This is a genomic window from Leucobacter shiyiweii, assembly GCF_052446065.1.
Taxonomy (GTDB): Bacteria; Actinomycetota; Actinomycetes; order Actinomycetales; family Microbacteriaceae; genus Leucobacter.
The window spans coordinates 1,215,400-1,229,035 of the sequence record NZ_CM127080.1 but is presented as its reverse complement, the minus strand read 5'-3'; the positions used below and the strand labels follow the sequence as shown (position 1 = coordinate 1,229,035).

Sequence of the window (13,636 nt, the reverse complement as noted above, 5' to 3'; positions counted from 1 at the left end):
GATCGAGAGAGCAACAGCACTTCTTTAACGGCGTCCAGTGAGGCGCAGAAGGGGGGCGGTGAAATGGCAACGCGTACGGTGCTTGAAAGCTCTGAAATTACGCGGGCTCTGACCCGTATCTCGCACGAAATTATCGAGGCGAATAAAGGTGCGACCGGCCTGATTCTCATTGGCATCCCCACTCGTGGCGCCATTCTCGCTCGTCGTATCGCGGCGGAAATCAGCCGCATTGAGGGCATGGAAGTCCCGGTAGGCAGCCTTGATGTGACGCTCTACCGCGACGATTTGGCGCAGAACCCCACGCGCAGCCCCCAACCTACTGACATGCCCGAAGGTGGGGTGGGCGGTTCGACCGTCGTGCTCGTCGACGATGTGTTGTTTTCTGGGCGGACCGTGCGAGCAGCTCTCGACGCCCTGAACGACCACGGTCGGCCGCGGGTCGTGCGCCTGGCAGCGCTCATTGATCGGGGCCACCGCGAGTTGCCGATCCGAGCTGACTACATCGGGAAGAACCTGCCGAGCGCTAAGCACGAGCGCATCTCGGTGCGCTTGCATGAACACGACGGCATCGATGAGGTTGCGATCTCGTCTCCTGAGGGCGACGCTGAATGAGGCACCTACTCGACACGCGCACCCTCACGCGGGAAGACGCCCTGAGAATTCTCGACACGGCCGAAGACATGGCTGCTACTCAGCAGCGCGAGGTGAAGAAGCTCCCGACCCTGCGCGGCAAAACGGTGGTCAACCTCTTCTACGAAGACAGCACCCGCACCCGCATCTCGTTCGAGGCCGCCGCAAAGCGACTCAGTGCCGATGTCATCAACTTCAGCGCGAAGGGCTCTTCGGTCAGTAAGGGCGAGTCGCTGAAAGACACTGCACAGACCCTTCAGGCCATTGGCGCAGACGGCGTCGTGATCCGCCACCCGGCGAGTGGCGCCCCCGAGAGACTTGCCCGAAGCGGGTGGATCGAGGCGGGCGTCTTGAACGCTGGCGACGGCACGCACGAGCACCCTACGCAGGCGCTTCTCGATGCTTTCACGATGCGCAGGCGCTTGTTTGGAGAGTCCGCCAGCCGTGGCCGCGATCTCGACGGCATCTCTGTGGTGATTGTGGGTGACCTGGCGCACTCGCGGGTTGCGCGCAGCAACCTGTGGTTTCTCAATACGCTCGGGGCGAACGTTACCTTCGTGGCGCCGGAGACGTTGCAGCCCTACGGGGCACGGGGGTGGCCGGTAACGGTGCGGCATTCGCTCGACGAAGCGATCCGCGAAGATCAGCCCGATGTCATCATGATGCTGCGTATTCAGAGCGAGCGCATGCACGCCGCGTTCTTTCCCAACGAGCGCGAGTACGCTCGAAACTGGGGCCTCGACGACGCACGGCTTGCGCAGCTGCCTGAGCGTGCCCTGGTGATGCATCCGGGCCCGATGAACCGGGGCCTCGAGATATCCTCTGCCGCTGCCGACAGCGACCGTTCGACGGTGCTCGAGCAGGTCGCGCACGGCGTCTCGGTGCGCATGGCGGCACTCTACCTTCTACTTTCCGGCGAGCGAACGGAGCACGCATGATCCAGAACCCAAACCTTTTGATCCGAGGCGCGCGGCTTGCTGCCGATTTGACCAAACGCGGTGCCGAAATCTCCGAAGCTGATGCGGTGGATCTGCGCATAGGCGGCGGCCGCATCATTGAGCGCGGCACCGGTTTGCAGGCCCGCGAGGGCGACCGCGTTATTGATGCCACTGGCCTCGTCGCATTCACGGGGTTCGTGGATCTCCATACGCATCTGCGCGAGCCTGGTTTCGAACAGAGCGAAACGGTGCTGACCGGTACCCGGGCGGCCGCCGCGGGTGGCTTCACGAGCGTGTTCGCGATGGCCAACACGCTGCCGGTTGCCGACACTGCAGGTGTGGTCGAGCAGGTGCAGGCCCTGGGCGACGCCGCTGGCTATGCGACCGTGCGCCCGATCGGAGCAGTCACCGAGGATCTGGCGGGGGAGCGGCTCAGCGAGATCGGTGCGATGGCCCAGTCTCGTGCCGCAGTTCGCGTATTCTCTGACGACGGCAAGTGCGTGCATGACTCCCTGCTGATGCGGCGCGCGCTCGAGTACGTGAAGACATTTGACGGTGTCATTGCGCAGCACGCGCAGGATCCTCGCCTGACCGAGGCGGCCCAGATGAACGAGGGCACGCTCTCGAGCGAGCTCGGGCTCAAGGGGTGGCCTGCGGTCGCCGAAGAATCGATCATCGCCCGCGACGTCCTGCTGGCGGAGCACATCGGCTCACGTCTGCATATCTGCCACCTCTCCACCGCCGGCTCGGTCGAGGTCGTGCGCTGGGCAAAGGCTCGCGGCGTGCAGGTCACGGCCGAGGTCACGCCGCACCACCTGCTGCTGACCGAAGAGCTGGTGCGCAGCTTCGACCCGCGTTTCAAGGTGAACCCGCCCCTGCGTCGCGATGTTGATGTGCAAGCGCTCAGGCAAGCGGTTGCCGACGGGGTGATCGATATCGTTGCGACCGATCACGCTCCGCACCCGACCGAAGCAAAGGAATGCGAGTGGGACGCGGCAGCGTTCGGCATGGTCGGGCTCGAATCGGCGTTCCCGATCGCTCTTCAGACCCTCGTGCACGGTGGATTTGCCAGCTATGCCGAGTTGGAGGGACTGCTCTCTCATACCCCGGCTCACATCGGCGGCCTTTTGGGCCACCCGTCATCGCTCTCCGTGGATCAGCCCGCCGACATCGTGCTTGTCGATCCGAGCGGACGCAGCATCTTTGACGTTGAGCGCCTGAAGGGCCGCAGCAAGAACTCCCCGTACCTGGGCATGGACCTGCCGGGCCTGGTGCACACGACCGTGCGTCGCGGGTATCTTACGCTCGACGCTGGCGTTCTGGTTGACGCCGATGTCGTCGCACAAGCCGCACAGGCCGCGAACGCTGCGCGCAACGGGGCATCGCTGTCAACGCTGGGAGGTGCATGATGAATCGACCGCTGTTTGCCTTGATCTTTGCCCTCATCGCCATTCTCGCCCTCGCTGCGATGTGGTGGGGATGGCGTGCGCGAGCACGGCGTGATGCCGGGGTTGTGGGCGCGCCTTCGGCGCCGAGCGGAGAGCGCCTCGCCCATTTCCCGATGGTTACCTACGTGTCGACCACACCGGTTGGTGAGCCCCTCGTGCGGGTATCGGCGCCCGGCCTGCGCTATCGCGGACGAGCCGAGGTATCCGTGTTCCAAGGGGGCATCACCATCGAGGTAACCGGCGAAGCGCCAGTGCACATTCCGCTCGCCCAGGTGCGCGGCAGCGGATCCGCTGGGGTTCGCGTCGGGAAGGCCGTCGAGCGAGACGGGCTCGCCCTGCTTCGATGGGAAGCTGACGGGCGAGAGCTCGAGTCGAGCTTCCGCTTTGACCACGCGACCGAGCAGCGCGAATTTACGGCAGCGATCGACGCTCTTTCGAGCGGCGAGCCACCCACAGACTTCACTCACACCACTCAGGAGGATGCACGATGACCACCACCGCCAGGCCCGCGCCCACCGCGCCCCCAGAGAGCGCCGTGCCCGATGGGCCTGCCGTGCTCGTGCTGGAGGATGGCACGCGCTACGAGGGTCACGCCTACGGAGCGACCGGACAGACACTCGGTGAGGTCGTGTTCTCCACCGGCATGACCGGCTACCAAGAAACACTCACCGATCCCTCCTACGCCGGGCAAATTGTGCTCATGACCGCCCCCCACATTGGCAATACTGGCGTGAACGACACCGACATGGAGTCGCGAAAGATCTGGGTGTCGGGATTCATCGTGCGCGATCCCGCCCGTCGTGTCTCAAACTTCCGGGCGCAGCGATCTCTTGACGAAGAGCTGGTGAACGATGGCGTGGTGGGAATTTCCCGCGTCGACACTCGGGCAATTACTCGTCACATCCGCTCCGCAGGTTCAATGCGCGCAGGCGTATTCTCGGGGGAAGCCTTCGATCTGAGCACCGACGAGCAGCTTTCTCGAGTGCGTGAGCAGCAGCCGATGGCTGGAATGAATCTTTCGGAAGAGGTCACCACTCAAGAACGGTACGATCTGCCTGCAGCACCCGGGGTCGATCGCATCGGAACCATCGTGGTGCTTGACCTCGGCGTCAAGCGCGCGACGGTAACGTACCTCTCTGAGCATGGTTTTGACGTGGTGGTCATGCCCGCGTCTTCCTCGCTTGAGGAAATCCGCGCCATCGCGCCGCAAGCGATCTTCTACTCAAACGGCCCGGGAGATCCTGCCGCGAGCGATCGCCAGGTTGAACTTCTCCGGGAGCTCCTCCGAGACGGAATCCCGTACTTCGGGATCTGCTTTGGCAACCAGCTTCTCGGTCGGGCCCTCGGCTACGACACGTACAAGCTGCCGTTCGGGCACCGCGGTATCAACCAGCCCGTGCTCGACCGCGCCACCGGACGAGTTGAGATCACCTCACAAAACCACGGTTTTGCGGTGGATGCTCCAATCGATGCTGAGAGCGATTCGCCGGCCGGGTTTGGCCGAGTCCGAGTCAGCCATATCAGCCTCAACGATCAGGTGGTCGAGGGGCTCGAATGCCTCGATATCCCCGCCTTCTCCGTGCAGTACCACCCCGAGGCCGCAGCCGGCCCGCACGATGCCTTCTACCTCTTCAACCGATTCCGCGAGCTCGTCCTGCAGCGCGCGAACGGCACCTCGACCCAGGGAGCCTCAGCACATGCCTAAGCGTCCAGATATCAATTCCGTTCTCGTCATTGGATCCGGCCCGATCGTGATCGGTCAGGCCTGCGAATTTGACTATTCAGGCACCCAGGCCTGTCGCGTGCTTCGCGAGGAGGGTGTGCGCGTCATCTTGGTGAACTCGAACCCGGCCACCATCATGACCGATCCCGACTTTGCTGATGCGACATACGTTGAACCCATCACCCCCGAGGTGATCGAGAGCATCATTATCAAGGAACGGCCCGACGCGATCCTGCCCACGCTCGGCGGTCAGACCGCCCTGAATGCGGCTATCGCGCTTCACGAACAGGGCATCCTCGAGAAGCACGGTGTCGAACTGATTGGCGCAAAGGTCGAGGCCATCAAGCGCGGTGAGGACCGCCAGATCTTCAAGGATCTGGTCATCGAATCGGGTGCAGAGGTCGCGAAGTCATACATCGCGCGCACGCTCGACGAGGCCAAGGAGTTTGCGAAGGATCTGGGGTATCCGCTGGTCGTGCGTCCATCGTTCACGATGGGCGGCCTAGGGTCGGGCTTCGCCTACACCGAAGAAGACCTGATCCGCATCGCCGGTGATGGGCTGCACTACAGTCCCACGACCGAGGTGCTGCTCGAGGAATCGATTCTGGGCTGGAAGGAATACGAGCTCGAGTTGATGCGTGACCAGGCCGATAACACGGTGGTGGTGTGTTCGATTGAAAACGTGGATCCGGTCGGCGTGCACACCGGTGACTCGATCACCGTGGCTCCCGCGCTCACCCTCACCGACCGCGAGTACCAGAAGTTGCGCGATATCGGTATCGATATCATTCGTCGCGTGGGGGTCGACACTGGCGGCTGCAACATTCAGTACGCAGTGGATCCCGCCACCGGACGAATCATCGTCATTGAGATGAACCCGCGTGTCTCTCGGTCGTCGGCTCTTGCTTCGAAGGCCACTGGTTTCCCCATCGCGAAGATCGCCGCGAAGCTTGCACTGGGCTACCGCCTCGACGAGATTCCCAATGACATCACGCAGAAGACGCCGGCGAGCTTCGAGCCGAGCATCGATTACGTCGTGGTCAAGGCACCTCGCTTCGCGTTCGAGAAGTTCCCCGCGGCAGACGACACGCTGACCACCACCATGAAGTCGGTGGGCGAGGCGATGGCGATCGGCCGCAACTTCACCACGGCGTTGCAGAAGTCGCTGCGCTCCCTCGAGAAGCGGGGTAGCTCGTTCCATTGGGATCCGCAGCCGCGCTCGGTCGAAGATCTCCTCGAGAGCATCAAGCGGCCTACCGACGGTCGCATCGTTGATGTGCAGCAAGCGCTGCGTCTGGGTGCGTCGATTGAGCAGGTGTTCGAGTCGACCGCTATCGATCCCTGGTTCCTCGATCAGATCGTGATCATCAACGAGGTTGCGGAGCAGCTCAAGGCCGCCCCCCAGCTGACTGCCGCACTGCTTCGCGAAGCAAAGGACCACGGCTTTTCCGACGTCCAGATCGCTGCGATTCGCGGCACCTCTGAGTCAGAGGTGCGGGGGCTCCGCCACGGACTCGGCCTCCGCCCGGTGTTCAAGACCGTCGACACCTGCGCTGGTGAGTTTCCCGCGCTCACGCCGTACCACTACTCGTCCTACGATTCCGAGACCGAGGTCGCCCCGTCGGATCGGAAGAAGGTCGTGATCCTCGGCTCGGGCCCGAACCGCATCGGTCAGGGCGTCGAGTTCGACTACTCCTGCGTGCATGCCTCGTTCGCGCTGTCTGAGGCGGGGTACGAGACGATCATGATCAACTGCAACCCTGAAACAGTCTCCACCGACTACGACACTTCCGATCGTCTGTACTTCGAGCCTTTGACACTCGAAGATGTGCTCGAAGTCATCTTTGCTGAGCAGGCGAGTGGTGAGTTGATGGGTGTCGTCGTGCAGCTCGGTGGCCAGACGGCACTGGGCCTCGCCCAGCCCCTGAAAGATGCGGGTATCCCCATCCTCGGCACCACCCCTGAAGCCATCGACCTCGCCGAGGAACGCGGCGCTTTCTCGGGCATTCTCGACCGGGCCGGCCTGCTCGCACCGCGCAACGGCACAGCGATCGACGAGGAAGGCGCGATCCGCATCGCCGAGGAAATCGGGTACCCGGTTCTGGTTCGTCCCTCATTTGTGCTCGGCGGTCGCGGCATGGAAATCGTCTATGACACCTCGTCGCTGCGCGGCTACTTCACACGAATCGAGGGTCACGCCCTCGTTGGCCCGGGTCACCCCTTGTTGGTTGACCGTTTTCTCGATGACGCCATCGAGATCGACGTTGACGCGATCTACGACGGCGAGCAGTTGTACGTCGGCGGCGTGATGGAACACATCGAGGAGGCCGGTGTTCACTCCGGCGATTCCAGCTGCACCCTGCCGCCGGTGACTCTGGGTCACGACCAAATCTCGAAGGTGCGCGACGCGACGCTCGGGATCGCTGAGGGGCTCGGTGTGCGAGGGCTGCTCAACGTGCAATTCGCGATCGGTCAGGGCGTGCTCTACGTGCTTGAGGCCAACCCACGTGCCTCGCGCACGGTCCCGTTTGTGTCAAAGGCTCTCGGGATCCCCCTTGCGAAGGCGGCTTCGCGCGTCATGGCTGGGGAGAGCATCCAGCAGCTCATCGATGCGGGTCTCCTGCCGGAGCGTGACGGCTCGCGGGCGCCGATCGATGCGCCGATCGCGGTGAAGGAAGCGGTGCTTCCCTTCAAGCGCTTCCGCACCCACGAGGGGCTCGTGGTCGATTCGCTGCTCGGACCCGAGATGCGCTCCACAGGCGAGGTCATGGGAATGGATCGAGACTTCCCGCGTGCCTTCGCGAAGAGCCAAGCGGCTGCGGGCAGCGCCCTTCCGCTGTCTGGCACCGTGTTCATCTCGGTCGCGGATCGCGACAAGCGAGCTGTCGTGCTCCCCGCTCTGCGTTTGCAGGAGCTTGGATATCGCTTGGTTGCCACTCAGGGAACTCAAGTGGTGCTCGCGAGAAACGGTATTACAAGCGAGACCGTGCTCAAGCATTCCGAGCACGCGTCGGGCGAGACGATTGTGGATCTCATCAACCGCGGCGAGATCGACATGATCGTGAACACACCCTCGGGCAGTTCTGCTCGAGCCGACGGGTACGAGATCCGCGCGGCCGCTGTAGCCGCAGACAAACCGATCTTCACCACAATCTCCGAACTGTCCGCCGCAGTGGGCGCGGTATCGGCTCAGGTCGGTACCTTCGACGTGAAGTCGCTGCAGGAGTACCAGATCGATCGTGACGCCGCTCGATTGGCAGCGGCGCAGTGATTCCATCATTCGGGAGTCGGCTGGCCGCGGAGTTCGCGGCCGGCCGACACTTGTGCGCGGGCATTGATCCGCACGCGCCCCTGCTTGCTGACTGGGGTCTGTCTGACGATGCAGCCGGTGCCGAGCGCATGGGCCGTGAGGTTGTCGCGGCGGCAGCCGGTGTGGCGGCTTGCGTGAAGCCGCAGGTCGCGTTCTTTGAACGTTTCGGTTCTGCCGGTTTTGCCGCGCTCGAACGGGTACTCGCTGACGCGCGCGAGGCCGGTGTGCTCGTCGTCGCAGACGTCAAGCGTGGGGACATTGGTTCGAGTTTCGCCGCGTACGCCGATGCCTGGCTCGCTCCCGGCTCGCCGCTCGAAGCTGATGCAATGACGGTCACGGCCTACCAGGGATTCGGCACGCTTGCGGGCGCGTTTGAATACGTGGAGGCGCACGGCAAAGGCCTGTTTGTGCTTGCGGCGACCTCGAACCCGGAGGCGCGCGATCTCCAACGTTCGGTGCGCGCCGACGGAAAGACGGTAGCCTCGGCCATGGTTGCCGACTCAAACGCAGCTAACCGACGAGTGTGCCCAGAAGATGCCGTCGGTTCGATTGGCGTCGTGCTCGGTGCCACTTTGAATCTCGCTGATTTCGGAATCGACACGGGGGAGCAGTTGGAGGGGCAGCAGACAGCGATCCCCGCTCTTCCCGTCCTGGCGCCTGGCTTTGGACATCAGGGCGCTCGGATCGACGACGCGCGTGAGATTTTCGGATCACTCGGAGGGTCTCTTTTGGCGAACGAGTCGCGCAGTATTCTCAGCGGCGGCGTGACCGGTCTTGCCGCCCGAATTCGCTCGCGAGCCGAGGCAGTTGGCGCAGCACTGGCACAATCGGAATAGCTGATCGGCGGCCACAGATCCACAAGGGAGACACGATGAGTGAACACATGCCTGCGGAGCGGCCAGCGATGCCGGAGGTTGATCGGCTCGCTGCGAACCGCGCGGCGGTTGCAGCGAGACGCGCTCGAGCCGACCTCAAGCAGCGTCTGCGCAGCGGCGAGCTTTCCCCGTTGAAGGTGTTGGACGAATCGGCGAATCCGGAGCTGCCTGAGGCCTCGCTTCGCGTCACCGAGTACTTGCAGACTTTTCCCGCGGTCGGCGAGGTGAAGTCCCTCCGGGTTCTCAACGAGCTCGGAATTTCACCGCGGAAGCGGTTAGGCGGGCTGGGCAGACAGCAGCGTCAGCGTCTCGAGGAGTTCGTGCGCGTTCGGTCAGGAGTGGACGAGGTCGGTGGCAACCCGCCACTTACCGTGCTCGCCGGGCCGACGGCGGTGGGTAAGGGGACGGTTGCGGCCTACGTGCGTGAGCACTACCCCGAAGTCCGTCACTCGGTGTCGGTCACCACACGGCCGCCCAGGCCGGGTGAGCGCCACGGCGTGCATTACTTCTTCATCTCGGACGAAGAGTTTGATCGCATGCTCGCCGCGAGCGATCTGCTCGAGTGGGCGACCGTGCACAACCGGTACCGCTACGGAACCCCGCGCGGTCCCGTTCTGGAAGCGGCGGCCCAGGGAGAACCCATGCTGCTCGAGATCGATTTGCAGGGTGCGCGTCAGGTGCGCGCGAGTATGCCGGGGGCTCGGTTGGTGTTTCTCGCGCCGCCCAGTTGGGAAGAACTCGTGCATCGACTCGTCGGCCGTGGTACCGAGGGGCCGGAGGAGCGTGAGCGGCGACTCGAGACCGCGAGAATCGAACTCGCTGCTGCGAGCGAGTTTGATGCGGTGATCGTGAATGACGAGGTGGATCTCGCCGCACTGCATCTCATCAACCTGATGCTGCAGAACGATTAGAGAGGGCCAACACTCCCAAATGCTAGACGCCAGTGTGCGCTTGAAGCGGTAGCGTGTGGGAGTGACCTTGAAATTGCTGCTCTCTGCGAGTGGACTGACCAACGAGTTGGCCGAGGTTGTTTCGCTTAACCCTGTTCAGTTCTGGGGTATTCCACTGGCGCTGGTGGGCGCGGCCCTCCTGTCGTTTGGCGCTCAGTACCAGTCACGCGGCCTGAACAAGGTAGAACGGATCGTCGGTCTGAGCGCGGGTTCCGGGCTCTCTTTCCGGCACGTGCTCAGCCTGATGCGCAGACCGTCCTGGCTAGTCGGGACCGTGTTGCTCGGTCTCGCCGTGATGTTTCAGATCGGCTCGCTGTCGCTCGCGCCGTTGATCGTCGTGCAGCCCATCGGCGTGTTCGCGCTCGTCATCACCGCAGTGTTGAATACCCGGTACAGCGGGGTTCGGTTGGGCAAACGGGTGAAAGGGTCGATCGCAATGTGCGTCGGTGGCATCATGCTTTTTGTGTTCGTCGCCGCTTTTACCGCATCAGATCGACCGGTGACCAATCAGAAACTCATCACGATCCTGCTCATTTTTGCAGTGGTGCTTGCCATCGCCCTGGTGTCTTTTGTGCTGCTGCGACACAAATCTGTCGCGCTCGTCTACATTGTCGGCGCCGGTGTGCTGTATGGCTTTGTGGCCACGTTCGCGAAGACCGTGATTGGTCGGTTTCAGCAAGATCAGTTCGACTGGTTGACCTGGGTGTGCGTGGTTGCCCTTTTGCTGGGTGCGCTCCTGGGCATGGTGTTTGTGCAGAACGCGTATTCCTCGGGCCCGCCGGATCTTGTGATCGCGGGTCTGACAGTAATTGACCCGCTGGTCGCCGTGCTGATTGGGATCGTCGTGCTCAACGAAGCCGCTGGAGCGCCGATCTGGGCAGTGGTGGTCTTCATTGTGACCGGAGTGATCGCCCTGATCGGCGTGCTCGGCCTCGCAAAGTTTCACCCGCAGTCCGGTCACTCAGCCCTTGAATCGGGCGAGTCGCGCACTACGAGCTGAGTGCGTTCGCATGGGTCAGGTTGACACTCACGTCGGGTTCACGTCACGAGAACCCTGCGCGAGTGTCAACCACACGAGGGATGGCACAGGTGCCGCTTCTCCTGCCGCTTCTCCTGCCACCACTCCTGCCGCCAGTCGTGACGAGCCATCTGTCGCCCAGTATCCCGCTGGCTTAGCGAACGATCGGGAGTCCCGTTGCGCTCGCGGCCTGGTCGAGTGAGCCGAGGTTTGTGACGTTCGTGATTCCGTTTTGCTCCATCATTGCGATCGCTTGGCCAGCTCGGTTGCCCGAACGGCAGTAGACCAGGTACTCGGCGTCGGGATCAAGAGTGGGGAGCTTGGCCGCAAACTCTCCACTGTTGAAGTCGAGGATCTGTGCCCCCTCGAGGTATCCGGAGGCTGTCTCGTCGGGTGAACGAACATCGAGCACGACGGTGTTCGCGCCGATCTCGACTGGCTCAGAAGCGTTACTTGAGCAGGCGGCGAGCGAGCCAATCAGGGCGAGGCTTCCGACTGCGGCGACAATGGTGCGGATCATGATTCTCCTTGGGGTAATCGGGGATGGTACGAAGGTTATCGGGTGAGGGGTGAGTGGACTTCGATGGATGCGGCCTGGGGCAGCCCAAACCTTGCATGTGCGGTACTTCACACCAGTGAAACGCAGTAGTGCCCCGTAGAGTGGTGTAACGATCCCGGCCAGTAAACGTCAGCGTGGCCACCGGGATCTTCCTTCGAGGAAACTCTCACATCCCACTCGAAAGGCGTCACACCGATGACCACTCCCTCTATTGTCGACCCTGCCACCGTCCTCACCAACGCGCTGGGCGACGCATCACCGGATCTGATGCGCACCCTGCTGCAAACCATGATCAACACCCTCCTCTCAGCCGAAGCAGATGCGATCTGCGGCGCCGAGTACGGGAAGCCCTCTGCTGACCGAGTGAATTCCCGCAACGGATACCGCACCCGTGAACTCGATACGCGTGTCGGAACCATAGACGTCGCGATCCCGAAGCTCCGCTCCGGCACGTACTTCCCCGAGTGGCTCCTCGAACGTCGCAAACGCTCAGAAGCGGCGATGATCACCGTCGTCGCTGACGCCTACCTCGCTGGCGTCTCAACGAGGCGGATGGACAAACTCGTGAAGACCCTTGGCATCCATTCCCTGTCGAAGTCGCAGGTCTCCCGAATGGCCGCCGATATGGACGAGCATGTGCGTGAGTTTCGCACGAGGCCGTTAGGTGAGGCCGGCCCGTTCACGTTCGTCGCGTGCGACGCACTCACGATGAAAGTGCGTGAGGGCGGGCGGGTGATCAACACCATGGTGCTCGTCGCGACCGGGGTGAACGCTGACGGGCATCGGGAAGTCCTGGGCATGCAAGTGGCGACCGCGGAGACCACGATGGCGTGGAACGGGTTCTTCGCAGACCTTGTCGCGCGCGGCCTCACCGGGGTGAAACTCATCACCTCTGACGCGCACGCTGGCCTCGTTGAAGCGATGCGCGCGAACTTCCCTGGGACGTCGTGGCAACGGTGTCGCACGCACTACGCTGCGAACCTGATGTCAGTGACCCCGAAGAGCATGTGGCCGGCGGTGAAAGCGATGCTGCATTCCGTGTACGACCAACCCGACCAGAAAAGTGTTGAGGCCCAATTCGACCGGCTCCTGGACTACGTCGAGGACAAACTCCCCGAAGTGCACGACCACCTCGATGCTGCCCGGGCTGACATTCTCGCGTTCACCACGTTCCCGAAAGATGTGTGGCAGCAGATCTGGTCGAATAACCCGAACGAGCGCCTGAACCGTGAGATCCGCCGCAGGACCGATGTGGTGGGGATCTTCCCGAACCGGGCCGCGATCACCCGCCTCGTCGGGGCCGTTCTTGCGGAGCAGTCTGACGAATGGGCCGAGGGTCGTCGTTACCTCGGTCTTGACGTTCTCGCGAGGTGCCGCCTCACGCTCGTGGGTACCGACACTATCGGCCAGCACCATGAGCTCCCCGAGCTCGGGGCCGCAGCATGAGCGCCCCCACTCCTGGGCTGTACTCCGACACCGTGAGTGAGCTCGTCGCGAGCATCTGCAATCACAACGAAAACTAGCCCCCACATCCTTGAAGGATCACGAAACGGTTACACCACTCCACGGGACTTGACCTGAAACGCTGCTATTGCCGCGCTGCACTGGCCACGAACGGGCCGACGGTTAGGTTCGTGCCTCACAGGTGCCTCCTGGGCAGTACTGCGGGGGAGCCTTGCTGAAGAGTTGCTGAAGCATGCACCCCACGCAGATGCCAAAGGCGGTCTCGACGAAGAGCAAGGACAGACATACCCCGCAAAGTGCGAGAGTGGCCGCGAGAGGGAGGGCCAGCCAGCCCATACTTACGCATGACACGAAGGCGAGCCCGAACCCCAGCCACCACGCAAAAGCCTTCTGCGGTGCTCCCACCCATTCAGGCTGTTGCCGTGACACGATGAGACGACCTAGTGCCAGTGATGGTGACCAGCGATCGCCGACAGTGATTCGAAGCAGCATGTCGAGCAGGAAGAGCATGCCAAAGGGCTGCAGTGGTTGCTGTGACCCCGTCGCGGCGGCAAACCCGAAGGAGATTGCCCCGGCGAGGAACAACAGGCCTGCCCCGGCCCGGACCGCCCGCTCGTTGATTACCGGAATGACATACCCGGGTACATGACGTCCAATTCTTGGCTGATCAGCCGAAGGGGCCGCGCCTGCGATCTGCGCTGCTCGCATCTAAGCTCCGATT

The 13,636-nt window shown here is 62.9% G+C and carries 12 protein-coding genes; 10 read left to right on the top strand and 2 right to left on the bottom strand.

Annotation, left to right across the window (positions count from 1 at the left end; all coding sequences use genetic code 11):
* Positions 1–63: 63 nt before the first annotated feature.
* The 9 genes from pyrR to ACTNFJ_RS05690 all read left to right on the top strand — a co-directional run bounded on the left by pyrR (position 64) and on the right by ACTNFJ_RS05690 (position 10,874).
* Positions 64–612: a bifunctional pyr operon transcriptional regulator/uracil phosphoribosyltransferase PyrR gene (gene pyrR / locus ACTNFJ_RS05730; protein WP_435907488.1), complete on the top strand. Its 549-nt coding sequence runs from the start codon at positions 64–66 to the stop codon at positions 610–612.
* Positions 609–1,568 carry an aspartate carbamoyltransferase catalytic subunit gene (locus ACTNFJ_RS05725; RefSeq protein WP_435907489.1) on the top strand — a complete coding sequence of 320 codons (960 nt, stop codon included), beginning with the start codon at positions 609–611 and terminating at the stop codon, positions 1,566–1,568. The genes pyrR and ACTNFJ_RS05725 overlap by 4 nt, the downstream gene beginning before the upstream one ends.
* The gene (locus tag ACTNFJ_RS05720; RefSeq protein ID WP_435907490.1) at positions 1,565–2,977 is read left to right on the top strand and encodes a dihydroorotase; all 1,413 of its coding nucleotides are present in this window, start codon (positions 1,565–1,567) and stop codon (positions 2,975–2,977) included. The genes ACTNFJ_RS05725 and ACTNFJ_RS05720 overlap by 4 nt, the downstream gene beginning before the upstream one ends.
* A complete protein-coding gene (locus ACTNFJ_RS05715) occupies positions 2,974–3,507 on the top strand; it encodes a PH-like domain-containing protein (protein ID WP_435907491.1) in 534 nt (177 codons plus the stop codon). Before ACTNFJ_RS05720 ends, ACTNFJ_RS05715 begins: the two co-directional genes overlap by 4 nt.
* On the top strand, positions 3,504–4,721 hold the full coding sequence (carA, locus tag ACTNFJ_RS05710) for a glutamine-hydrolyzing carbamoyl-phosphate synthase small subunit (protein ID WP_435907492.1): 1,218 nt from the start codon (positions 3,504–3,506) through the stop codon (positions 4,719–4,721). The genes ACTNFJ_RS05715 and carA overlap by 4 nt, the downstream gene beginning before the upstream one ends.
* The gene (gene carB, locus ACTNFJ_RS05705) at positions 4,714–8,010 is read left to right on the top strand and encodes a carbamoyl-phosphate synthase large subunit (RefSeq protein WP_435907493.1); all 3,297 of its coding nucleotides are present in this window, start codon (positions 4,714–4,716) and stop codon (positions 8,008–8,010) included. The genes carA and carB overlap by 8 nt, the downstream gene beginning before the upstream one ends.
* A complete protein-coding gene (pyrF, locus tag ACTNFJ_RS05700) occupies positions 8,010–8,885 on the top strand; it encodes an orotidine-5'-phosphate decarboxylase (RefSeq protein ID WP_435907499.1) in 876 nt (291 codons plus the stop codon). The genes carB and pyrF overlap by 1 nt, the downstream gene beginning before the upstream one ends.
* Positions 8,886–8,920: 35 nt before the next feature.
* Positions 8,921–9,835 (top strand): guanylate kinase, encoded by a 915-nt coding sequence (gene gmk, locus ACTNFJ_RS05695; RefSeq protein WP_435907494.1) that lies wholly within the window; start codon positions 8,921–8,923, stop codon positions 9,833–9,835.
* 61 nt (positions 9,836–9,896) lie between these two features.
* A complete protein-coding gene (locus tag ACTNFJ_RS05690) occupies positions 9,897–10,874 on the top strand; it encodes a DMT family protein (protein ID WP_435907495.1) in 978 nt (325 codons plus the stop codon).
* Positions 10,875–11,046: 172 nt separating this feature from the next.
* Here ACTNFJ_RS05690 and ACTNFJ_RS05685 read toward each other — a convergent pair whose 3' ends face one another.
* The gene (locus ACTNFJ_RS05685) at positions 11,047–11,412 is read right to left on the bottom strand and encodes a rhodanese-like domain-containing protein (RefSeq protein ID WP_435907496.1); all 366 of its coding nucleotides are present in this window, start codon (positions 11,410–11,412) and stop codon (positions 11,047–11,049) included.
* Positions 11,413–11,646: 234 nt separating this feature from the next.
* Between ACTNFJ_RS05685 and ACTNFJ_RS05680 the strand changes: the two genes are divergently transcribed.
* Positions 11,647–12,897 carry an IS256 family transposase gene (locus ACTNFJ_RS05680; RefSeq protein WP_193591830.1) on the top strand — a complete coding sequence of 417 codons (1,251 nt, stop codon included), beginning with the start codon at positions 11,647–11,649 and terminating at the stop codon, positions 12,895–12,897.
* 180 nt (positions 12,898–13,077) lie between these two features.
* Here the strand turns inward: ACTNFJ_RS05680 and ACTNFJ_RS05675 are convergent, their stop codons facing one another.
* Entirely contained in the window at positions 13,078–13,623 is a 546-nt protein-coding gene (locus tag ACTNFJ_RS05675; protein WP_435907247.1) for a DUF4395 domain-containing protein, read from the bottom strand.
* Between the last annotated feature and the right edge of the window lie 13 nt (positions 13,624–13,636).